21 protein-coding genes are annotated in these 22,449 nt (G+C 73.5%); 4 read left to right on the plus strand and 17 right to left on the minus strand.

Annotated features, from left to right (window positions below):
• Positions 1-2 precede the first annotated feature (2 nt).
• From WFH32_RS04760 to sigE, 3 genes are read right to left on the minus strand one after another with little or no spacing between them, the layout of a single operon-like run.
• Positions 3-1,574 (minus strand): S1C family serine protease, encoded by a 1,572-nt coding sequence (locus WFH32_RS04760; RefSeq protein ID WP_336706353.1) that lies wholly within the window; start codon positions 1,572-1,574, stop codon positions 3-5.
• Positions 1,571-2,575, minus strand: a complete 1,005-nt coding sequence (locus WFH32_RS04765; protein ID WP_336706354.1) for an anti-sigma factor family protein — start codon at positions 2,573-2,575, stop codon at positions 1,571-1,573. The genes WFH32_RS04760 and WFH32_RS04765 overlap by 4 nt, the downstream gene beginning before the upstream one ends.
• Positions 2,572-3,216, minus strand: a complete 645-nt coding sequence (gene sigE, locus WFH32_RS04770) for an RNA polymerase sigma factor SigE (protein ID WP_442946300.1) — start codon at positions 3,214-3,216, stop codon at positions 2,572-2,574. The genes WFH32_RS04765 and sigE overlap by 4 nt, the downstream gene beginning before the upstream one ends.
• 216 nt (positions 3,217-3,432) lie before the next feature.
• Between sigE and WFH32_RS04775 the strand changes: the two genes are divergently transcribed.
• Complete coding sequence (locus tag WFH32_RS04775; protein WP_371415826.1) at positions 3,433-4,083, plus strand: O-methyltransferase; 651 nt, start codon at positions 3,433-3,435, stop codon at positions 4,081-4,083.
• A gap of 60 nt (positions 4,084-4,143) precedes the next feature.
• Here the strand turns inward: WFH32_RS04775 and WFH32_RS04780 are convergent, their stop codons facing one another.
• The 6 genes from WFH32_RS04780 to dapE form a co-directional block, all read right to left on the minus strand.
• Positions 4,144-5,772 carry a leucyl aminopeptidase family protein gene (locus tag WFH32_RS04780; protein ID WP_225227574.1) on the minus strand — a complete coding sequence of 543 codons (1,629 nt, stop codon included), beginning with the start codon at positions 5,770-5,772 and terminating at the stop codon, positions 4,144-4,146.
• A 6-nt stretch (positions 5,773-5,778) separates the two neighbouring features.
• On the minus strand, positions 5,779-5,946 hold the full coding sequence (locus WFH32_RS04785; RefSeq protein WP_064506638.1) for a DUF3117 domain-containing protein: 168 nt from the start codon (positions 5,944-5,946) through the stop codon (positions 5,779-5,781).
• 225 nt (positions 5,947-6,171) lie between these two features.
• Positions 6,172-7,500: a hypothetical protein gene (locus WFH32_RS04790; protein WP_336706356.1), complete on the minus strand. Its 1,329-nt coding sequence runs from the start codon at positions 7,498-7,500 to the stop codon at positions 6,172-6,174.
• 86 nt (positions 7,501-7,586) lie between these two features.
• Positions 7,587-8,444, minus strand: a complete 858-nt coding sequence (gene folP, locus WFH32_RS04795; RefSeq protein WP_442946301.1) for a dihydropteroate synthase — start codon at positions 8,442-8,444, stop codon at positions 7,587-7,589.
• A gap of 161 nt (positions 8,445-8,605) precedes the next feature.
• Positions 8,606-9,424, minus strand: coding sequence for a TIGR00730 family Rossman fold protein (locus WFH32_RS04800; RefSeq protein WP_191794406.1), 819 nt, complete (start codon positions 9,422-9,424; stop codon positions 8,606-8,608).
• A 42-nt stretch (positions 9,425-9,466) separates the two neighbouring features.
• Positions 9,467-10,555, minus strand: a complete 1,089-nt coding sequence (gene dapE, locus WFH32_RS04805) for a succinyl-diaminopimelate desuccinylase (RefSeq protein WP_336706375.1) — start codon at positions 10,553-10,555, stop codon at positions 9,467-9,469.
• A 125-nt stretch (positions 10,556-10,680) separates the two neighbouring features.
• Between dapE and dapD the strand changes: the two genes are divergently transcribed.
• Positions 10,681-11,664, plus strand: coding sequence for a 2,3,4,5-tetrahydropyridine-2,6-dicarboxylate N-succinyltransferase (dapD, locus tag WFH32_RS04810; protein WP_191794407.1), 984 nt, complete (start codon positions 10,681-10,683; stop codon positions 11,662-11,664).
• 82 nt (positions 11,665-11,746) lie between these two features.
• Positions 11,747-12,667 (plus strand): hypothetical protein, encoded by a 921-nt coding sequence (locus WFH32_RS04815; RefSeq protein ID WP_191794408.1) that lies wholly within the window; start codon positions 11,747-11,749, stop codon positions 12,665-12,667.
• 105 nt (positions 12,668-12,772) lie between these two features.
• Here the strand turns inward: WFH32_RS04815 and WFH32_RS04820 are convergent, their stop codons facing one another.
• The 3 genes from WFH32_RS04820 to fdxA form a co-directional block, all read right to left on the minus strand.
• Positions 12,773-14,071 carry a citrate synthase gene (locus WFH32_RS04820; protein WP_191794409.1) on the minus strand — a complete coding sequence of 433 codons (1,299 nt, stop codon included), beginning with the start codon at positions 14,069-14,071 and terminating at the stop codon, positions 12,773-12,775.
• 268 nt (positions 14,072-14,339) lie between these two features.
• Positions 14,340-15,476 carry a succinyldiaminopimelate transaminase gene (gene dapC / locus WFH32_RS04825; RefSeq protein ID WP_336706357.1) on the minus strand — a complete coding sequence of 379 codons (1,137 nt, stop codon included), beginning with the start codon at positions 15,474-15,476 and terminating at the stop codon, positions 14,340-14,342.
• A 16-nt stretch (positions 15,477-15,492) separates the two neighbouring features.
• A complete protein-coding gene (fdxA, locus tag WFH32_RS04830) occupies positions 15,493-15,810 on the minus strand; it encodes a ferredoxin (RefSeq protein ID WP_056764260.1) in 318 nt (105 codons plus the stop codon).
• A gap of 92 nt (positions 15,811-15,902) precedes the next feature.
• On the opposite strand from fdxA, the gene WFH32_RS04835 reads away from it, so the two are divergent.
• Positions 15,903-16,232 carry a DUF6725 family protein gene (locus WFH32_RS04835; protein ID WP_318243944.1) on the plus strand — a complete coding sequence of 110 codons (330 nt, stop codon included), beginning with the start codon at positions 15,903-15,905 and terminating at the stop codon, positions 16,230-16,232.
• Positions 16,233-16,237: 5 nt separating this feature from the next.
• Here WFH32_RS04835 and WFH32_RS04840 read toward each other — a convergent pair whose 3' ends face one another.
• From WFH32_RS04840 to WFH32_RS04860, 5 genes are all read right to left on the minus strand, one after another.
• The gene (locus WFH32_RS04840; protein ID WP_191794411.1) at positions 16,238-16,639 is read right to left on the minus strand and encodes a RidA family protein; all 402 of its coding nucleotides are present in this window, start codon (positions 16,637-16,639) and stop codon (positions 16,238-16,240) included.
• Between the two features lie 128 nt (positions 16,640-16,767).
• The gene (locus WFH32_RS04845; RefSeq protein ID WP_336706358.1) at positions 16,768-17,874 is read right to left on the minus strand and encodes a prephenate dehydrogenase; all 1,107 of its coding nucleotides are present in this window, start codon (positions 17,872-17,874) and stop codon (positions 16,768-16,770) included.
• On the minus strand, positions 17,871-18,872 hold the full coding sequence (locus tag WFH32_RS04850; RefSeq protein ID WP_336706359.1) for a prephenate dehydratase: 1,002 nt from the start codon (positions 18,870-18,872) through the stop codon (positions 17,871-17,873). Before WFH32_RS04850 ends, WFH32_RS04845 begins: the two co-directional genes overlap by 4 nt.
• Positions 18,869-19,756: a hypothetical protein gene (locus tag WFH32_RS04855; RefSeq protein ID WP_336706360.1), complete on the minus strand. Its 888-nt coding sequence runs from the start codon at positions 19,754-19,756 to the stop codon at positions 18,869-18,871. The genes WFH32_RS04850 and WFH32_RS04855 overlap by 4 nt, the downstream gene beginning before the upstream one ends.
• A gap of 236 nt (positions 19,757-19,992) precedes the next feature.
• A complete protein-coding gene (locus WFH32_RS04860; RefSeq protein WP_336706361.1) occupies positions 19,993-22,158 on the minus strand; it encodes a VanW family protein in 2,166 nt (721 codons plus the stop codon).
• Positions 22,159-22,449: the final 291 nt, after the last annotated feature.

Genomic DNA, 22,449 nt, shown 5'->3' on the forward strand with positions numbered 1-22,449 from the left:
GACTACTCGCTCGTGGCTTCGTCGAGCACGACACGGACGTCGCGCTCCTGGTCCCCCGTGCGCACGCGCAGCGTCACGGTGTCCCCGGGCGCCTTGGCCCGGATCGCCACGATGAGCTCGTCGCTCAGGCTCACGGGCCGTCCGTCGATCGAGAGGATCACGTCACCCGCCTGGATCCCTGCCACGGCGGCAGGTCCGTCCGCCGTCACGGGGGCCTGCCCGCCCTGCGGCTCGGTCGTGACCTGGACGCCCTCACCCTGGTAGCGGGAGTCGAGCAGGACGCCGATCACCGGGTACGTGGCCGTACCGCTGGCCATGAGCTCCTGCGCGGTGCGCCGGGCCTGGTTCGAGGGGATCGCGAAGCCGAGCCCGATGCTCCCCGTCGCCGCGCCCGTGCCCGGCGGTTGCGCGATCGCCGAGTTCACCCCGACGACCTCCCCCGCACCGTTGACGAGCGGTCCGCCCGAGTTCCCGGGATTGATCGCGGCGTCCGTCTGGATGGCGTCGATGAACGCCGTCTCCGCCGAGTCGCCCGCGGCGACCGGCCGGTGCAGTGCGCTCACGATCCCCGTCGTGACCGTCCCGTTGAGTCCGAGCGGCGCACCGATCGCGACGACCGGGTCGCCGACGACGACCGCGTCGCTGTCGCCCAGCACGAGCGGAGTCAGCCCCGACTCGTCGACCTTGACGACCGCCAGGTCGTAGTCGGGGGTGCGGCCGACGATCTCGGCCGGACGCTCGCTGCCGTCGGCGAAGAGCACCGTGACCTCGCCCCCCGCCGCACCGCCCGCGACCACGTGGTTGTTCGTGAGGATGAAGCCGTCCTCACGGATCACGAAGCCCGACCCGGTCGAGACACCGTCCGCACCCTCGACCTGGAGCGAGACCACGCTCGGCAGCACGCTCGCCGCGACGGCCGCGACGGACCCTGCGGGTCGTTCCTCCCCCGGGGCCGTGCCCGCGGCCGGGAGGGAGACGTCCACGGGCCGACGGTCCGACCCGTCCACGATCCTGTCCGCTGCGACCCCTCCGACCGCCCCGGCGACCAGGGCCAGAGCCGCGATGCCGGCGACGGCCCCCGCGCCGAGCCCGCGCCGTCGTGACGGGGCGGGCGGCGCCTGCTGCTCGCCCCAGGGCTCGACGGGGGGAGCCGGCGGACCGACCTGCGGCTGCGGCGCAGGACGGCCTGGCTGCTGGGGGTGCTGTCCCGGTGGGTACACCCCGGGCCGGGCCACCTGGTACGACGGCGGGGGCGGGACCGGGGACTGTGGCCCCTGGGCGGCCCCGTAGCCCGCAAGCCCGGGGCGCGCGACCGGCAGCGGGCCGAGCGGCGCACCGTAGGGTCGCGTGTCGTGCTGTCCGGTCACGGGGGCGGGCGGCACCGAGGCGTTCCTCTCGACCGGCACCGGCGCCGCAGGCGTCGACCGGTACGACGACGGTGGCGCGAACGGGTTCCGGGGCTCCTGCGGCGGCGCCTCGCGGTGGTCGGACGCCTGCTGGGACGGTGCGGGCTCCGGCCGGGCGCCGTCCGGCTGCGGCTCCGCGGGTCCGGGCGCTGAGTCGTGTGCGGTCATGGGGTGCCCAAGGCTCCTGTCATGGTCGTCCATCCCCGGGAGATGCGGGCCGGGACCCCCGCGTCGAAGTCGTGCGCCGGGAACGTCGCGACGAACGCGGCGAGGACCTCCTTGCGAGCCTCGGCCACCACGTCGATCACCGTGTCCCCAGCCTGCCACACGACGTGCCACGGCTCGTCGGACAGGACGTAGACGGCGCGCCCGTCGAACCCCTCGGACCGCGTCAGCGACGTGGTGTCCAGCCGCCCCACCTGCTCGCGTACCACGATCGTCCCCTCGGGCCCCGCGAGATCGACCTGCAGGACGTCCCTGTCGTCCCCGACGAGGTGGACGCCCGTCACGTCGAATCCCTCGAGGATCCCCGAGGGGCTCGTCCAGCCGTGGTCGGCCATCCACGCGAGCGCCGCGGAGTCGACCAGGTCCATCGAGTCGGTGGAGGCTGCGGCCGAGGCGCTGGTCCCCGACCCGCCGGCCGTGGGACGCACCGGCACCAGGCCGGGGTCCGTCGCGTCCTGCGCGTCGTCCCCCGCCTGCGCGAGGAGCGTCAGCGGGGCCGCGACGTGCCGGTCGGGCACCACGACCGGACGGTCACCGAGCGTGAACAACGCGACCGCGAGGACTGCGAGACCGCTCGACGCCGCGACGACCGTCCGACGCGAGCGCCGCCGTCGGGCGTGAGCCACGAAGTCCCCCGTGAGGGCGTCCCGCAGCGCGCCGGCCTCGGGCGCCGCAGCCCACGGGTCGCGGGCGGGCGGCCCCTGCCGCAGCGGGTCCCCCTGCGCCGCAGGGATCTCCGACGAGAGCGCCAGCAGGCGGGAGGTCAGGTCCGTGGTGGGCAGGACGTCGCGCGCGCACGAGAGCCGCTTGCGCACCGCGCGCGCCACCGCGAGCTCCGCGGCGCACTGGTCGCAGCCCGCGACGTGCGTCAGCGCGCGCTCGCGCGTGGCCGGTGAGAGCTGGTCGTCGGCGAGGGCGCTGACGAGGGTCCCGAGGTGCGTCATGGTCCCCCCGGGGCGGTGTGCGCCGCGAGCGCGGCGAGCTCGTCGACGGCGGAGTCCGCCGAGGGCACGGAACCGGCGTCGCTCCCGGGGCGCTCGGACGGGTCGCGGTGGGGCAGCGCCGCGCGGAGCTGGGTGCGGGCGCGGTGGATGCGTGAGCGCACCGTGCCCAGCTTGATCCCGAGCGTGACCGCGATCTCCTCGTAGCTCAGCCCCTCGATGTCGCACAGCACGACCGCCGCCCGGTACTCCGGGGACAGGGCGTCGAGCGCCCGCTGCACGTCGTGGTCGAGGTTCGTGTGCTCGTACCCTCGCTCCGGGTGGGTCATCTCACCGGTGGCCGGGTACTGCGCCGAGTCGTCGCCCATGGCCTCCATCCGGATGCGCTGCTTGCGCCGGACCTGGTCGAGGAACAGGTTGGTCGTGATGCGGTGGAGCCAGCCCTCGAACGTCCCGGGCGTATAGCTCGACAACGAGCGGAACACCCGGATGAAGGTCTCCTGGGTCAGGTCCTCGGCGTCGTGCTGGTTCCCCGTCAGGCGGTACGCCAGCCTGTACACGCGCGCGGAGTGCTCCCGCACGATCTGGTCCCACGAGGGGGGCGTCCAGGGCTGGGCACTCACGTCACTGCTCACACGGTCCATTGTCCCCTCTCAACGTCGCGGGACCCGCATCCGTTCCCGCTCGCGCCGGGACGTCGACACGACGTGCACGAAACCTCCCCCCGAACGCGCTCCAGCCAGCGCTTCGGGGCCCTTCGACCGGTACGATCGCATCACCTGCACCGCGCGGGGCCGCCGCACCACAGCAGTCCGTCCGGGTCACCGGAGACACGCGGTGCCCAAGACCAGGAGGGCCCTATCACCACCGACATCGGCCGGACCAACGCCAAGGCGTCGAGCTGGACCTACTGCGAGGAGTTCGTGCCGGAGGACGACGTCCTCCTGCGCGCTCGTGAGCGTGCCGCCGAGCTGGGTTGCCCCGCCGTCCTGCCCGGCGTGGGCGCCGTCCTCCAGGCCCTCGCCGCGGCCCTCGCCGCCCGTGCCGTCGTCGAGATCGGCACGGGCACGGGGGTCGCCTCCCTCTGGCTGCTCCGGGGGATGCCCGAGGACGGTGTCCTGACCACGATCGACGTCGAGGTCGAGCACCAGCGGGCCGCCAAGGACGCGTTCGCCGAGGCCGGGATCCGCGCGACGCGCACCCGGACCATCCCCGGTCGGGCGAGCGACGTGCTCCCCCGGCTCACCGACGGCGCCTACGACCTCGTGCTCGTCGGGGCCGACCGGCACAGCTATCCCGAGTACGTCGAGCAGGCGTTGCGTCTCCTGCGACCGGGCGGGATCGTGGCCGTCGACGGGGCGCTCGTGGGCGACCGCGTCGCGGACCCGGCGCGGCGCGACGAGGTCACGGCCATCGTCCGCGAGGTCGGTCGCTCCCTGCGTGCCGACGAGCGGGTCCTGCCTGCCATGATCCCCAGCGGCGACGGGCTCCTGCTGGGCGTCCGGCGGTAGCGCACACGACGAGAGGGCCCCTCACCGAGACCGGTGAGGGGCCCTCCTCGGTGTCGAGGGTCAGTCGAGGTCGCGCAGGAACTGCAGCAGGAGGCGCGCGCCGTAGCCGGTCGCCCCCTCCGTGACCTCGTGACGCGACGCCGTGGCGCGCGCCGGTCCCGCGATGTCGAGGTGGACCCACGGCAGACCGTCCGTGAACTCGCGCAGGAACAGGGCGGCGGTGATCGATCCACCGCCACGCGCCTCGATCGGTACGTGGCGCAGGTCCGCGACCTCCGAGCGCAGCGCGCTCGCGTAGTCCTCCACGAGCGGCATGTGCCAGACCCGCTCCCCCGTGACGGCCGCCGCCGCCTCGATGCCGCTCACGAGCTCGGGGCTCGTGGCGAACAGCGCCGCGTGCCCCCGCCCGAGGCCGACGCTGGCCGCGCCCGTGAGGGTCGCGACGTCGACCAACAGGTCCGGTGCGAGCGTGGCCACCGCGTACCCGAGGGCGTCGGCGAGCACCAGGCGTCCCTCGGCGTCCGTGTTCGCGATCTCGACGGTCGTGCCCGAGTAGGTCCGCAGGACGTCTCCGGGACGGTAGGAGTCGGCGCCGAAGTGGTTCTCGGCGAGGGGCAGGACGGCGGTGACCTTGTGCCGCACCCCGGACTCCGCCGCTCCGAGCACCGCGGCCAGAGCGACCGCTGCCCCTGCCATGTCCGTCTTCATGGGCACCATGGCCTCACGCGGCTTGATCGAGAGCCCGCCCGTGTCGTACGTGATGCCCTTGCCGACGACGACGACGTGCCGCTCGGCGGCCTCGGGCTCGTACGTGACGGTCACGAGGCGGGGAGGGCTGGCCGACGCGGCCCCGACCGCCAGGAGGGCGCCGAAGCCCTGGGCCGCGAGCTCCTTGGGGCCGAGCACCTCGACGGCCAGACCAGCGGCACCGGCCAGGGCTGTCGCCTGCTCGGCGACCCAGGCGGGGTCCTTGACGTTGGAGGGCGTGTTGGCCAGGTCTCGCACGAGCCACGTCGCGGTGGCCGAGACGCGAGCCGCCTCGAGCTGCGTCTCCCGGCTCTCGCCGAGCAGCACGAGCTGCTCGGCCGGGGCGTCCTGCGCGGGGCCCTCGCCCGGTCGTGCCGCCGTCGGGCGGCCGAAGCGCGGGATGCGGTAGGCCGCGAGGAGGTAGCCCTCGACGAAGGCGCGCACGCCCGTCGCGGTCGCGTCCGCGGTGGCCGCGCTGACGACTCGTTCGAGGCCTCGGGTGGCCCCTGCGAGCGCAGCGCCGGCACGCCGCAGCTCCAGGTCCGTGCCGCTGCCGATCCCGAGCAGGACGATCGTCGACGGCAGCCCGGCCCACGGCAGGCGGTGCGTGGAGCCCGTGTGGGTGCGCGGCAGGTCGACCGTGGCGACCTGCCCCGCCGCGCCGCGGAAGGACGTACCCCCGGAGCGGTCCGCGAGCTCGGCCAGATCGATGCCGTAGCGCGCGGTGGCGTCCACGGTGCCGGCGCGCGGCTGGAGGCCGTCCTCCTCCTCGAGCGGAGGAGCGACGGCCACCACGAGCGCGGCGACCGCGTCGTCGGTGAGGAACGGACAGTCCAGGACGGTGCCCGGCGCCTCGACGACCTCGGGGAGGTGTCGAGGAGCACCGCCGACGGGCGGGAGGTCCGGGACTGGCTGGGCTGCCTGGGCTGCGCGCGCGGTCAAGGTGTCTCAGCCCACGACGGCTTGGAGAGCCTCGCCCAGCTCGCTGGCCTCGGTCGCGTTGAGCTCCACCACGAGTCGACCGCCACCCTCGAGCGGGACGCGCATGACGATGCCGCGACCTTCCTTGGTGACCTCGAGCGGGCCATCCCCCGTACGCGGCTTCATCGCAGCCATTGTGGGCTCTCCATTCCGTAGTCCAGTACTGCTGTGGTCGACGTCCCGGCAGGTCGGTGGCGCGTCTCCGCGCCGACCGTCCAGAGGACGTCCAGGTACCATTCTAGTTCACCGATACGACACGCCGTGGCCGCAAATGCCCAGATCGTGACCTGAGACGTGGCAGGACGTGCCAGGACTCGGTGGGACGAGCCCGCGCTCGGCACGCCACGGCGCCAGGACTCGCTACGGCGGCCACCCGCTCGGTGGCGTGAGCCGCCACAGCGCCCAGACCCACCAGGCCTGCCCTGCCACCCCGGCGGCCAGGCACCCCCAGAACCACCATCGAGAGCGGGTCCACCCGAGAGTGACGGCCCCGAGGGGGAACGCGAGCAGCAGGAACCTGACGATGCTCGTCCAGGGCTCGATCACGGCGACCAGGTATCCCAGGTAGGCCAGCGGCCAGGCCTGGAGCTCCGGGCCCAGCCGCCGCGAGACCGGGCTCAGGCCGAGAGCCGCCACGCCAGCCAGGACAGCCGCCAGAACCCACGGCCCTGCGCCGCCGAACAGCGCGCGCGAGACGTCGAGCCAGGGCACGAACGGCACCACGGGACCGGTCCCCCGCCAGGCGCCCTGCGTCAGGAAGTACGCGTCCGAGCGCCCGGTCGCGATCCCGCAGACGAGCTGCCAGAGCAGCCCGCTGAGCACGGCGACGACGAGCAGGGCGGCGATCCGCACGGCGTCCCGCCACGGGAAGGGCAGAGGGACGCGGTCCCCGGCGAGGGCCACCGCGCCCGTGGGTACCGCGCCCTCCACCAGCCCTCCCTGTGCGGCGACGCCCGGCTGACGGTCGCGCGGCAGGCCGCCCGGCGTACCGCCCGGCGCTCCGGCGGGGATCTCCTGGCGTGCCCGCCGCCACTCCTGGTACCGCACGACGGCGTGCCACGCCACGACCAGCGCGAGCGGCAGCGCGACCGCGCGCGTGAAACCGAGGAGCACGATCACGAGCCCTGCCCACTCGTAGCGCCGCGCCCAGAGCAGGTACAGGGCCGAGGCGACCAGCAGCAGCGCGAGCGCCTCGGTGTAGGCGACCTGGAGGACGACCGAGGACGGGAAGACGCTCACGAGCGCGACCGTGGCGAGCGGCAGGCCGGGCCGTCGCTCGACGGCCCGGTGCCCGGCCCGTTCGACGAGGCGATGGATGACGAGCATCGCCCCCGCTCCGCAGAGCAGGGAGATCGTGGGCGCCACGACGTCCCAGCCCAGCCCGGTGACCTGCTGGACCGCGCGGACCAGGAACGGGAACAGGGGGTAGAAGGCCCAGACGTTCTGCTGCACGGCCCCGTCGGACCCGACGGGCAGCTCTGCGGGGTACCCGTCCTCGGCGATCTGCTGGTACCACGAGGCGTCCCACATCCGTCCCGTCCACGCGCTGTACGACGGCGCGGCGTCGGTCCAGAGGTTGGCCTCCTGCCAGCGCGAGACGACCAGGAGGATCATGGCGGTCACGAGCCGGGCCGTGACGTAGACCGCGAGCACCTGGACCCACCAGTGCCACCGCGCGGGAGCCAGCACGGCGGGGAGCGGGCGGGCGGGCTGCCGCGGTGACCGAGCGGGTCCGTCCGCGCGGCTCGCCCCGCCCGCGGCCACGTCGCGGCGGCTCACGCCAGACCGCGCAGCGCGCGAGCCGGCGGTGCGTCTCCGCGGATCGCCGCAACCGTCTCCAGGACCCGACGGGTCGCGGCGACGTCGTGCGCGCGGAACACGCGGGCGCCGAGCCACGCGGCGACCGCGGTCGCCGCGAGCGTGCCCTCGAGCCGCTCGTCGACGGGCAGGTCGAGCGTCTCGCCGACGAAGTCCTTGCGCGAGAACGCCATGAGCAGCGGGTAGCCGAGCCCCGCGAGCGCCTGCGTCCTGCGCACCAGGTGGAGCGAGTGCCAGGTGTTCTTGCCGAAGTCGTGCGTCGGGTCGACGAGGACGGACGCGGGCGGCACGCCGCAGGCGACCGCGCGCGCCGCGGCGGCCGTCAGGGTCGCCACGACGTCCTGCACGACGGCGTCACGGGGGTCGTGCGGTCGGCTCGCCTCGTCCTGCTCCGCAGTCGGGTACGCGACGCGGAACGGGTCGGTGCGCGGCACGGCCCCGCCCGTGTGCGAGCACACGACGCCCACGCCGAGCTCGCCCGCGACCTCGACCAGGGCCGGGTCGTGCCCGGCCCAGGTGTCGTTGATCAGGTCCGCCCCGGCCAGGGCCGCCTCGCGGGCGACCTCGGCGCGCCAGGTGTCGACGCTCACGAGCAGGTCGGGGAACTCCGCACGCACCCGTCCCACGAAGGGCACGACGCGTCGGATCTCCTCGGCCGCGGTGACCTCGGGGCCGGTGCCGGCGCGCACTCCCCCGACGTCGACGATGGCAGCCCCCTCGGACCACGCCCGTGCGACGGCCTCGAGCGCCGCGCCGTCGTCGAGCTGGCGTGCCGGGGCGTAGAACGAGTCGGTCGTGCGGTTGACGATCGCCATGACCACGGGGCGCTGGGGGCGCCCGGGAGCCGACTCGTCGACGCCGACCTCACGCCCTCGCAGGACGAGCGGTGCGCACTGCGGAGGGACCGGCGAGGGAACCTCCGACGACGTGCGCCGTCCTGACGTCCGGTCACCCTGCACCGGGGGCACAACCTCGGTCACCGGTCGCCGGACGCCCGCTGCTGGGCGGTTGCCGTGTCGGCCACGGCCTCGAGCTCTTCCGCACGCAGCTCCGCGCCACGTTCGCACACGTACTCGACGGCCTCTGCCGGGTCGTCGCACAGGTACAGCAGGTCGAGGTCGTGCGCGCTGATCATGCCGCGCCCGGCGACGGTCGTGCGCGCCCAGTCGAGCAGGCCCTGCCAGTACTCGGTGTCCACGAGCGCGATGGGGAACTCGGTGACCTTGTGCGTCTGGACCAGGGTCAGCGCCTCGAAGAGCTCGTCGAACGTGCCGAACCCGCCCGGCAGGACGACGAAGCCCTGCGCGTACTTCACGAACATCGTCTTACGGGCGAAGAAGTACCGGAAGTTCACGCCGAGGTTGACGTACTTGTTCATGCCCTGCTCGAACGGCAGCTCGATGCCGAGGCCGATCGACAGGCCTCCCGCCTCGTTGGCGCCCTTGTTCGCGGCCTCCATGATCCCGGGCCCGCCGCCCGTGATGACCGCGAGGTCGCGCTCGGCGAGAAGCCGGCCGACCTGCTCGGCCAGCGCGTAGTCCGGGTGGTCGGGACTCGTGCGCGCCGACCCGAAGACCGACACCGCCGGGCCGACCTCGGCGAGGGCGCCGAAGCCCTCGACGAACTCGCTCTGGATCCTCATGACCCGCCACGGGTCGCTGTGCACCCAGTCCGCGCTGCCCGCGGTGTCGAGCAGCCGCTGGTCGGTCGTCTGCTGGGGAATCTGCTCGCCCCGCAGCAGCACCGGACCCTTGCGGTAGCCGGTGCCTGCCTGGGGAACTCCGTCGTCGCTCATGCTCTCGAGCCTAAGCCGTCCCGGTACCGGTGGCGGGGACGATCAGCGGGTGAGCCACTCGCGCAGCGCGTCGTGGCACAGCGCGAGGTGGCCGACCGGGCAACGCTCGTCGTCCTTGTGCGCGAGCACGGGGTCGCCGGGGCCGAAGTTCACGGCCGGGATCCCCATCTCGGCGAAGCGGGCGACGTCCGTCCAGCCGTACTTGGGGGCGGGCGCCCCGCCCGTGAGCTCGAGCACCGTGGCGGCGAAGTCGGCCGCGAGCGGGTCGTCGAGCCCTGGGCGTGCACCCGGAGCGGCGTCGGTGACGACCACCTCGAAACCGGAGAACAGGTCGCGGACGTGCGCCTCGGCGTCGGGCAGCGACCTCGAGGGCGCGAAGCGGTAGTTGACCGTGACCACGCACTCGTCCGGGACGACGTTCCCCGCGATGCCGCCGCGGATACCGACGGCGTTCATGCCCTCGCGGTAGACGAGCCCCTCGACCTCGATCGACGCGGGCTCGTAGGCCGCGAGGCGGTCGAGCACGACCGACGCCGAGTGGATCGCGTTGGACCCCATCCACGCGCGCGCCGAGTGCGCCGCGACCCCGGGGACCCGTACCTCGACGCGCAGCGTCCCGTTGCAGCCGCCCTCGATGCCCGCGGCCGTGGCCTCGCCGAGGATCGCGAAGTCGCCCTGCAGGAGCTCGGGGTGGTTGCGTGCGAGGCGGCCCAGGCCGTTGAGGTCGGACGCGACCTCCTCGAGGTCGTAGAAGACCCAGGTGACGTCCTGGTTGGGCTCCGTGAGGGACGCCGCGAGCGCGAGCTGCACCGAGAGCCCGCCCTTCATGTCGACCGTCCCTCGCCCCCAGATCTCGGCCTGGGCGCCCTCGCCGACCAGGCGGGTGGGCAGGTTCGGCGGGTCGGTCAGCGGCACGGTGTCGATGTGCCCGGCGATCACGACGCGGCGCGAGCGCCCGAGGTGCGTGCGGGCGACGATCGCGTTGCCGTCGCGCACGACGTCCAGGTGCGCGAGCGGTCGCAGCGCGGCCTCGATCGCGTCGGCCAGGGCCTTCTCGTCCCCGCTCACGGACGGCACGTCGCACACCGCGCGGAAGAGCGCCGTGAGGTCGCCGTCGAGGTCGAGCCGGATCGCCGGCGGCGGCACGGTCGGCGTGGTCTGGTCGGAGGTCTGGTCGGGAGTCTCGTCGCTGGTCACACGCAGACCCTACCCGGACGGTTCACCGGTCGGCCGGGAGTGGCGGATAGGGTGAAGGCATGACTTCAGCGACTCCCACCGGCGCCGCACCCGGCCCCCGCACCGCCTGGGCCTTCGGCCTCGCCACCGTGACCGACGAGGGCACCGTCCTCGACGTCTGGTACCCGTCCCCCGCCCTCGGGCAGGCCCCGGCGGACGAGACCTCCCCCGCCTCGCTCGACGCCCTCACGGAGCGCGACGACGCGCGCCGCGTGGACGTCGTGGTCGTGCGCACCGAGATCGACCTCGACGCGGCCCCCGCGGGTGCGGCCGACGCCTACCTGCGCCTGCACCTGCTCTCGCACCGCCTCGTCACCCCGCACGGTCTCAACCTGGACGGCGTCTTCGGGGCGCTGACCAACGTCGTGTGGACCAACCACGGACCGTGCGCGGTCGAGGGCTTCGAGGAGACCCGCCTGCGCCTGCGCGCCGCGACGGGCCAGCCGGTCCAGGTCCTCGGCGTCGACAAGTTCCCCCGCATGGTCGACTACGTCGTCCCCTCGGGCGTCCGCATCGCCGACGCCGACCGGGTGCGCCTCGGCGCTCACCTCGCCGCGGGCACGACCGTCATGCACGAGGGTTTCGTCAACTTCAACGCCGGGACGCTCGGCACCTCGATGGTCGAGGGCCGCATCTCGGCCGGAGTCGTCGTGGGCGACGGGTCCGACATCGGCGGCGGCGCGTCCATCATGGGCACCCTGTCCGGCGGCGGCCGCGAGGTCATCTCGATCGGCCAGCGCTCGCTGCTCGGCGCCAACGCCGGGCTCGGCATCCCGCTCGGGGACGACTGCGTCGTCGAGTCCGGCCTCTACGTGACCGCCGGGACCAAGGTGACGCTCGTCGGCCGCAGCGGCCCCGACGGCGCCCCGGTCGTCGTCAAGGCGCGCGAGCTCTCGGGACAGGCCAACCTGCTCTTCCGTCGCAACTCCCTGACGGGCGGTGTCGAGGCGGTCTCGCGCACGGGCGTCGGGATCGAGCTCAACGCCGCGCTGCACGCCAACTGACGTGTCCGCCACCAGGGGTTCCTCCGGTCCGCAGGGCACCGCGCCCATCTTCGGACCGGAGGGCCCAGGGTCCGCGCCGCGCATGCCCCGCGATCGACGGCGACGACGTCCGCTGCGACTCGCCGTCACGGTCGTCGCCGTGCTCGCGGTCGCGACGACGGGAGTCGTCCTGGCCCTCAACCGGCTCGACGACCACAGCCCGGTGGCCGAGCGCTGCGCCGCCACGGCAGACGGGCAGGCCTGGCACCTGTCCCCCGCACAGTCCGACAACGCCGCGCTCATCGCCGTGACGACCGTGCGGCGAGGGATGCCTGCACGCGCTGCCACGATCGGCCTCGCGACCGCCCTGCAGGAGTCACGCCTGCTCAACATCGACTACGGCGACCGCGACTCGATCGGACTGTTCCAGCAGCGCCCCTCCCAGGGCTGGGGCACGATCGAGCAGATCATGGATCCCGTCTACTCGACGACGGCGTTCTACGACGGCCTCGACAAGGTCGACGGCTACACCGAGCTGCCCGTGACCGTGGCCGCCCAGGCCGTGCAGCGATCAGGGTTCCCCGACGCGTACGCCCAGCACGAGTCCCGTTCCCGCGCCTGGGCCTCCGCCCTCACGGGAAACTCCCAGGGCACGCTGACGTGCGACCTGGCCCCGGTCGACCCCGCGACGCTCGTGAGCACCGAGGAGTCCGTCTCCGGCCTGGAGGCAAGGGTGCAGCGTGATCTCGGCGACCTGCCTCTCAGCGCCGACGGAGCGGCCGTGACGGTCGACGCCCTGCCGCTCGCAGGGAACCCTCCGGAGGCGGACCGGGCCGGCTGGGCCGTCGCCCAGTGGGCCGTGGCGAGCGCCGACGCGACGGACGTCGTGCAGGTCGACGTCGGAGACCGGACGTGGTCCCGCGAGTCGCCCGAGTGGGCCGCCGCCGAGGCAGCCACCGACGGTTCGCCGCACCCCGGCCCGGGTCAGGTCCGCGTCACGGTCGCGACGACCGACGAGCCCTGACCGGCCCTCGCTGCTTCCTCGTCGAGGACGGCACGAGCCGGGAGACGCCGACGGCGCCCCGCACCGTGAGGTGCGAGGCGCCGTCGGGCGGACGCGTGGGCGAGGTCAGCGACCGTCGACCGGCACGTACGGGCGCTCGGTCGCACCCGTGTACACCTGGCGCGGGCGCCCGATCTTGGTCTGGGGGTCCTTCATCATCTCGCGCCACTGCGCGATCCAGCCGGGCATGCGGCCCAGCGCGAACAGCGGCGTGAACATGGCCGGCGAGAAGCCCATGGCCTTGTAGATCAGGCCGGTGTAGAAGTCGACGTTCGGGTAGAGCTTGCGCTCGATGAAGTAGTCGTCGTTGAGCGCGATCTCCTCGAGACGCAGCGCGATGTCGAGGAGCTCGTCCTTCTTGCCGAGGGTCGAGAGGACCGCGTCGGCCTTGGCCTTGACGATCGCGGCGCGCGGGTCGTAGTTCTTGTAGACCCGGTGCCCGAAGCCCATGAGCCGGACGCCGTCCTCCTTGTCCTTCACCTTCTTCATGAAGGTGTCGACGTCGAAGTCGCTGTGCTGGATCTTGTCCAGCATCGACAGGACGGCCTCGTTCGCGCCACCGTGCAGCGGGCCCGAGAGGGCGTTGACCCCGGCGGCGACCGAGGCGTAGAGGTTCGCGTGGCTCGAGCCCACGACGCGGACCGTCGAGGTCGAGCAGTTCTGCTCGTGGTCCGCGTGCAGGATGAGGAGCTTGTCGAGCGCGTCGACCACGGTCGGGTCGGACTCGTACTTCTCGTAGGGCGTCGCGAAGGTCATGCGCAGGAAGTCGTCGACGTAGCCGCGCGAGTAGTCCGGGTACAGCAGCGGCTCGCCCACGGCCCGGCGGTGGAGGTAGGACGTGATGGTCCGCGTCTTGGCCAGGAGCAGGACCGTCGCGAGCTCGACCGTGTCGTCGTCGAACGGGTCGAGCGAGTCGGGGTAGAACGTCGACAGCGCGTTGATGGCCGAGGAGAGCACGGCCATGGGGTGCGCGTTGCGGGGGAACGTCCCCATGAACGTCCGGAAGTCCTCGTGCACCAGGGTGTGGCGGTTGACGCGCTCGACGAACGCGTCGAGCGTGGGCCCGTCGGGGAGCTCTCCGTGGATCAGGAGGTAGGCGACCTCGAGGAACGTCGACTTCTCGGCGAGCTGGTCGATCGGGTAGCCGCGGTAGCGCAGGATGCCCGCGTCGCCGTCGATGTACGTGATCTCCGACTCGCACGAGGCGGTGTTCATGAACCCGGGGTCCACGGTGACGAGCCCGGTCGACTTCAGCAACGAGGAGACGACGATGCCGTCGTTGCCCTCGGACGCTGCGACCACGGGCAGGTCCTGGCTCGATTCGTTGACGACGAGCCGAACTGTCGCCTGCTGGGTGGTGGTCATGTCTTCCTTCCTTGCGCGCTGCCGCACCCCCTGCGGGTGGCTGCGCGTGTCTTTCGTGGTGTCGCTGCGAGATCGTCACCTGTCCGGCCCGGGTGGATGGCCGAGAACGTCGGACAGCATTGGCCTGCGTCGACGGTACTCGCTTCACCCACACGTGACCAATCTGGAACGGTCACAAAACCGCCACGCGGGTGTGATGCGAGTCACAGGCGAGAACGTGGAGGGATTGCACCAACAATCTCTCCATGACCATGAGGCCGTCGTGCAGCTACCGGCCGGAGAGCCGGGCCGCAGCCTCGTGCACCCTCTCGTCGCTCGCGGTGAGGGCGACCCGCACATGCCCCGCGGCCGCCGGGCCGTAGAACGCGCCCGGACCCACGAGGATCCCGAGGTCGGCGAGGTCCCCCACGACCGACCAGCAGTCCCCCTGCTCGTCCGCCGCGCCCGCGGGGCGCGACCACAGGTAGAGCCCCGCCTGGGAGCCGTCGACCTGCAGCCCGACCTCTCCGAGCGCGGGCAGCAGCACGTCCCGACGGCGCCGGTAGACCTCGCGCTGCGCCGCGACGTGCGCGTCGTCCGTGAGAGCCGCGACCATGGCCGCCTGGACCGGCGCGGGCACGATCATGCCCAGGTGCTTGCGCGTCGTCAGCAGGTCCGCGACGACCGCCGGGTCGCCCGCGACGAACGCGGCCCGGTACCCCGCGAGGTTCGACTGCTTCGACAGCGAGTACGCCGCGAGCAGGCCCTGCGTCGAGCCCCCGCTCACCCGCGGGTCGAGGATGCTCGGCACCCCCTGGCTCGCGAACGGCTCCTCCCACGCGAGCTCGGCATAGCACTCGTCGCTCACGACGAGCGCCCCGATCTCGCGGGCCGCCGCCACGACGCGCGCGAGCTCCTCGACGCCCATGACCTCCCCCGTCGGGTTGCCCGGCGAGTTGACCCAGACGAGCCGCACGTCGCTGCGCCCGGCCCAGTCCTCGACCCGGTCCGTCGCGAGCGGGGTCGCCCCGGCGAGGCGCGCGCCGACGTCGTACGTCGGGTAGGCCGTGGCGGGGTGCACGACGACGTCCCCCGGTCCCAGCCTCAGCAGCGAGGGCAGCAGACCGACGAGCTCCTTGGAGCCCACCGTGGGCAGGACCGCGTCGGGGTCGAGCCCGGGCACGCCGCGACGGCGGTCGAACCAGCCCACGACGGCCTCGCGCAGCGCGGAGGTCCCGTGCGTGGTCGGGTAGCCGTGCGCGTCGCCGGCTGCGGCGAGCGCGTCACGGACGACGGCAGGGGTCGGGTCCACCGGCGTGCCGATCGACAGGTCGACGATGCCTCGCGGGTGCGCGCGTGCACGCTCCGCGTAGGGCAAGAGTGAGTCCCACGGGTAGGCGAGGCCCCCCAGGTCGGCGAATCCCATGCTCCGCTGCCCGCGCTCAGGCCTGCGGGGCCAGGGCCGCGATCATCGGGTCGTCCTTCTCGATCATGCCCATCTTCGCCGCACCACCCGGCGACCCCAGATCGTCGAAGAACTCCACGTTCGCCCGGTAGTAGTCGCTCCACTCCGACGGCACGTCGTCCTCGTAGTAGATCGCCTCCACCGGACACACCGGCTCGCACGCACCACAGTCCACGCACTCGTCCGGATGGATGTACAACGACCGCTTGCCCTCATAGATGCAGTCCACCGGACACTCCTCGATGCACGCCTTGTCCTTCACGTCCACACAAGGCTGAGCAATCACGTACGTCACGTCGGAGGTTCCCTTTCACCTGCTGCACCGAGCACTTCCCCCTAGTATCGCTCAGGAACGGGGCATCCCGGCCATCGGCGGACGAAGAGAGCGTGAGCACGACGATGAACTCCACCCCGCGCCCGGCGCTCGACCCGCAGTGGGCCACCTGGCCCCCGGGCGCTCGCGTCGTGGTCCGGCGACGCCTCACGCCGGACGAGGCGCGCGCCACCCAGGCCCCCGCGACCGGGGAGGCGAAGTCGGTGACCGACGTGATCGGGATCGTCCTGTCGGTCTCCCCCGGCGCCTCGATCACCCTGCGCACCGACGCAGGCGGCTCGCACGAGTCGGTCGAGGTGACGATCCCCGCCGAGCAGCTCGTGGCCGCCAAGCGGATCCCACCCCGGCCGCCTCGCAGGCTGCCGCGTCAGCCGGTCGACTGACCGTCTCAGGCGGGGACGACCGCCGCGATCGCGCTCACCTCGATGAGCGCACCGGGCACGCCCAGGCCCGCGACGCGCGCGGCCGTCACGAGCGGCGGCACCCCCGGCCCGGCGAGCCGGGGCGCGATCGCGCCGTAGGCCGCGCCCAGGTCGGCGTCCTCGACCAGCAGCACCGTCCACTGCACGACGTCGGCGAGCGTGGCACCCGCCGCCTCGAGCGCGACGCTCACGTTGTCGATGGTCCGGACCGACTGCTCGGCGACGTCGTCCGAGACGACCGCCCCCGTGTCGTCGACGCCGTTCTGGCCGCCGACGTAGATGGTCGTGGCGCCCGGCGGGACGATCGCGACATGGCTGAACGCCGGGCTCACGACGAGCCCGGCCGGCTGAATCCGTGTGATCTCCATGACGCCCACGGTTCCACCCACCACCGACACACGCGCGGCGTGCGGCAGGCGGCGGGCGGCGGGCGGCCTGCGCGCGACCGCATCTCCGCCCGGCACGCCCGTGGTAGGCGTGCCGGGCGCGTGGAGCCCTAGCGCGCGAGCTCCACCAGGTCACCGTGCACCGCGACGACCGCCCACCCCCCGAGAGCGAGCTCGACGAGCTCGGAGAACCACTCCGGCTCTCCGAGGTCGACCGACAACCGCTCCGTCCCGACGCCGTCCGCACCACCCGGCGTCGCTGACCCGCCCGGCGGCAGCGACGCCGTCGGCAGGGGCCCCGTCGGCAGCGACCCGCCAGGTGCCGCGGGCACGACCGCGGCCGCTCCCTGGGGCTGCCACGTCGCCCGGACGTCGTCGGCCCGGTCGAAGAACTCCGGCGTGGCGGCGTTCGCCTCCAGCGCCGTCGCGAGCGCCTCGAGGTCGCGCGCCGCGAGCCGCAGCGCCGGAGCGACCCAGCCGGCGTTCTCGGTGAGCATGGCCTCGGTCCGACGTGGGTCCGTCCGACCCACGCGCGTCCCGTCCCGGAAGCTCCCTGCGGCCAGCGCCAGCGCCACCTCCCGGACCGGGGCGGCGGACACGAGGTTGAGCAGCTCGATCGCGAACGCGTGCGGGACGTGGCTGATGAGCGCTGCGGCTTCGTCGTGCACGTCGTCGGTCAGCACGAAGGCGCGACCGCCCGCGGCGCCCGTCACGAGCGCCAGCACGGTCGCGAGCGGCTCGGCGCGGGTCCTGTCGGTGACCGTGACGGCCCACCGAGCCCCGTCGAGCAGCCCCGCCGACGACGCGGCGAACCCCGACGCCTCGGTCCCGGCCATGGGGTGCGCGCCGACGTACCGGTCCCCCAGGCCGCACCCCTCCAGGACCTCGCGTACCGGCCCCTTGACGGACCCGACGTCCGTGACGACCGTCGTCGCCGGCAGGTGCCGGGCGACCTCGGTCGCCACGGGGCGCATGGCCCGCAGCGGGACCGCGAGGACCAGGACCTCCGGGGCCGACACGCACAACGACTCGACGTCCTCGACCACCCAGATCCCGGCGTCCGCAGCCTGCGCCCGCGTCTCGGCCGAGGCGTCGTACCCCGTGACCGTCACGCCCTCGCGGACCAGACGCCGGGCCAGCGACCCGCCGATGAGCCCGAGCCCCAGGACGGCGACCGTCCGAGGGCCGTCGCGGTACGCAGCCTCGTCGCGCCTCACGCCCACAGCAGCCCCCGGTCGAGCTCGTCGGCCCCGGCCCCTGCCCGGACCGACCCCACCGGGACGTGGTCGGTGGACAGCGCCTCGTCGAGCTCCCCCCGCGCCGGGAAGACCCCCAGCGTCTTGACCGAGTCCCCCGCCCGGAGCAGCCCGTCGAGGACCTCGCGCACGGCAGGCTCCCAGGGTGCGGCGTCGACCGTCAGGACGAACACGTACTTGCCCTCGAGCGCCTTGAGCGGGCGCGTGATGAGGCTCGACAGGTTCACGCCCCCCGCCCCGAACGCCTGCGTGATCCTCGCCAGCACACCGGGCCCAGTGACGTGCGGCGTCAGCGCGAGCATGGTGCGCCACTGGGCGTCCGCCCCGCCCGCCCGTGCGGCGGCGAGGGCGACCTGCGCCCGGTCGCGTCGGACGATCGTCAGGAACCTCGTCCGTGCGCCGCGGAAGTCCTCGACCCCGGCCTCGAGCAGGTCGAGGCCGTACAGCTCGCCGCAGATGGCAGGACCGATCGCGATCTGGTGCTCGGTCGCGTCACGGCACGCCGCAGCGTTGGACGACGCCGGGACGGGGACCGCGCCCGACCGCACCACGAAGTCCTGGCACTGGGCCAGCCCGTGCGGGTGAGCCGTGACCTCGGTCAGCTCACCGTGCCCCGGGCGGACGAACGCGTCGAACGTGATCTCCAGGACCACCTCGTCGATCGCGACGACGTCCTCGCTGCCCACGATCGCGTCGAGCGACGGGACCACGTACCCCTCGACCGAGTTCTCGATCGCCACGATGCCGTGGTCGAGCTCTCCCGAGGCGACCCCCGCGTAGACGTCGGTCACGGTCGGCGCCGGGACGAGCTCGACGTCCGCGCCGCCGTCCGTGCCGTCGCCACCCCGGGCGAGCGACGTCGTCGGGCCTGCTCCCGGGGCTGCCTGCGCGCGCACCCACCGGACCGCCGCCTGGTGCGTGAACGTCCCCTCCGGCCCGAGGTAGGCGACCCTGGTCACGAGCCCACGTGCTCCGGCGCCCACTGCGGGGCCAGGGCGTCCGGCCCCGGGACGAACTCCCGGCCCGGGAGGACCGCGAGCACCCGGTGGGCGACGTCGCGCGAGGACAGCTCGGCGATGAGCCCGGTCAGCACCGAGGCGTCGGGGCACGAGAAGGACGAGAAGAAGATGTGCGGGCCCGCCGACGAGCGGTGGCTGCGCAGGTGCTGCATGTCGATCCCGCTCTCCGCGATGACCGAGAGGGTCTGCTGGAGCGAGCCGCGGTGGTCGTCGCGCGGGCCGAACGCGAACCAGACCTGTGCCTCGCCCGCGAACTCCGGTGCGGGACGACGGGCCTCGACCAGGCCGTACCAGATCGGCGCGCCCTCGCTCAGGCGCGCGCTGCCGGGGATCTCCTCCCATCCGGCCGGGATCTCCGAGCGCTCGACGACGAGCGTCCCGCTGGGCCCCGCCAGGGCGATCCTCTCGTCGAGCGCGGTCCGTGACGGGACGAGGCGGGGGTTCGCCCCCAGCGTCCGCAGGACGTGACGGCAGTCGCGCATGCCGGCCTCGTCGACGACGACGCTGCCCGTGGACTGCCCCGGGCGACCGGCCCACACCCACTGCGCGGGGACCGCGACCGCGGACGTGATGACCAGCGACGGCGCCGCGGCCAGCAGCGCACGCTCGAGGTCGTGGGACGGCTGCGCCGGGTGGCCGATGTGCACGACCGCAGCCAGGTCGTCAATGCTCGCGACCGTCGCGAGGGTCGTCGACGTGGACCCCAGGTCCAGCAGGTCGTCCGCCCCCGTGCCCGCGGGCCAGCCGTCCGCGCCGTGCCACTTCGCGATCTGTGCGGCGAGCCGTGCGTGGGCCCCCGACTCGCGTTCACTACGTCCGAGCATCGAGTGTCCTCGCCCTGCCTCTCGCGGTTGCCGCGCGTGCGCGGCGCCTGTCAGCGTCCGACGAGCAGTCTAGCGGCGGGCCCCCTGCCGACGGGGAGCGCGAGCTCCCCTGAGACGCAGGGGCCCGCCCGCCGGCCGTCGCCCGCACCCGGAAGCGACGAGCGGGCCGAGACCCGTCGGTCTCGACCCGCTCACCTCAACCGGGCGCGTACCGGCGGAGGTCCGTCACTGCGGGCTCAGGGCCCGCAGACGACCTGGTTGTCCGGCTTGTACGTCCACCGGTCCGACTCCTCCTTGACGACCTTCCCCTCGAGGAGGAGCTTGCGATACGTCGTGATGGAGAAGCCCGCGTTGCCCTTGGCCTGGGGTACGCAGCCCGGTCCCGAGTGCGTCACCGTGGTCGGCTCGACCACGTTCTGCTTGCCGCTCGAGGACTCCTGCACGGTCCAGTACTTCGTGCTCCAGATCGCCACGTGGAGCTGGCCGCCGCCGATCCAGGACTGCATGAGCACACCGTAGGGCGTGTTGTTCTTGAACTTCATGTCGATCGAGCCGACGAAGATCGTCGCCTCACGACCGGCGGGGTAGCGGCTGAACCAGTAGCTGTGCTGACGGTGCTCGACATCCTCGAGCCCCGCGTAGAAACCGGCGTTGTAGGTCGTCGTGGCCATCTGCGACAGACCTCCACCGATGCCCTCGACGTGCTTGCCGTCCTGGACGATGCCCGCCGAGTAGTAGCCGCCGGCCGCCGTGATCGGGGACAGGGTGTCCGTCAGGGAGAACGTCTCGCCCGGCTTGACCAGAGTGCCGTTGACCTTGCTCGCCCCGACCCTGAGGTTCTCGGTGCGCTGGGCGTCGCTCGTCAGGTTCGTGGAGAACTCGGAGATCTTCTCCTTGACGCCGAGCGCCTCGAGCGCCGCGACCGACTCGGCAGGGTCCGACTGCGTGAGCTCGACCGTCGCCGTCCGCTCGGTGCCGAGGGCGGCCGTCGTGACCGCCGAGCTCAGGGCGACCGGATCGATCGTGGTGCCTGGCTCGCCCCCTTCGATGACGGGCGCTCCGTTGACGAAGACGAACTTCGCGTCCGCTGCCTCGTCGAGCAGGTTGTCGGTCCCCGCGACGACGGCCTCGAGCAGCGTCGGGCCGTCGAAGGTGAGCTGGAGCGCGCCGTCCGTCGGGTTGAAGGCGGCTGCGGACGCAAGGACGTCGGGCGAGAGCTCGGCCTGCTGACCGCCGACCGCGACCGTGACGGGGGCCGAGACGACGCTCTGCGCCTGAGCGAGCGCCGCGTCCGTCTCCTCCTGCGTGACGGCCGGTGCTTCCGGGGTCGTCGGGAGGTCGAGCGGGTCGGAGCCCGTGAGCCAGGAGGTGCTGATGATCTCGATCGACTCGTCCTCGACGATCTCCGCGCCGTCCTGCGCCGGCGTAGCCACGGGCTGCCCGTCCGTGAACACGACGTTGCCGTCGACAGGCTCGAGCGCGAGCCGGGCCTTGAGCTCGGCGACCTGGGCCTCGAGCTTCTTGTCGTCGACCGTCGTCACGGGCTCCTCGTCCGTGCCCCCGAAGACGTGCTTCCAGAGCTGGACGGGACTCATCGAGAACGACGTGAGCTCGTCGGCCGTCGCCTGCGCGTCGAACGCGAGCCCGGCTGCTGCCGGGTCGAGCGTCGTCGTCGAGGCTCCTGCCTGGAGCGTGATCGGCTCGGCAGCGCGTCCGCCGAGCCCCTTCTCGAGCGCAGCCGTGGCCGCCGTCGTGTCGAGGCCTCCCACGGACACCCCTGCCACGGTGGTCTCCGGCGGGACCTTGTCCGAGTAGAACCACTGCGCCCCGGTGTAGAGCCCGCCGAGCACGACGACCCCGATCCCCGCCCACAGCGCCACCTTGGGCAGGCGGCTGGGTGCCTTGTCACCGGAGATCCCGTCGAGCGGCGACCCGCCGTCCGTCGGGACGTCCGGCGCCGCCCCCTCAGGGGCGCCGACCGGGGTGAACGCCGACGCGATCGAGGTGCGTGCCGGTGCGGCGGCAGCCTCCTGGGCGGGGGGCGTCGCGGCGCCCGACGTCGCAGCGCTGGTCCACGCCGACGTCGCCGGGGCGAAGGGCGACACGGGAGGCGTCGAGCCTGCCTGCGCAGCCGGCTCGACGACGGGGTGCATGACCTGCGTGGGCTGGGCGTCCGCGGCGGGCTCGACGTCCGTGGCGGGCGTCGGCGGAGCGGCCGAGACCGGGGCCGAGGGGGTGGGCGTCGGCGCGGCAGGGGCCTCCGCGGCCACCGGCAGGACCGTCGGCCGCTCCTGCGACGCGTCGGGGGTGGAGGCAACCGGTGCAGGTGTCTCGGGCGTCGGCGGGACGACCGGGAGGGCCACCGGCTCCTCGAACGCGAACACACGAGGCGAGTACGGCACGTCGTCGTCGTCATCGAAGCTGGGGCGACGGGGCTCGGCGGCCGGCGTCGCAGCGCTCGGCGCGACCGGCTCAGCAGGAGCCCTCGGGGTCTCCGGCGTCGCAGCGCTCGGGGCGACCGGCGTCGCAGCATTCGGGGCGTCAGGCTTGACCGGCGACGCAGCATTCGGCGCGACCGGCTCGACCGGCGACGCAGCATTCGGCGCGACCGGCTCGACCGGCGACGCAGCATTCGGCGCGACCGGCTCGACCGGCGACGCAGCATTCGGCGCGACCGGCTCGACCGGCGACGC

It is taken from the genome of Oerskovia sp. USHLN155 (assembly GCF_037145535.1).
Lineage (GTDB): Bacteria > Actinomycetota > Actinomycetes > Actinomycetales > Cellulomonadaceae > Oerskovia > Oerskovia rustica.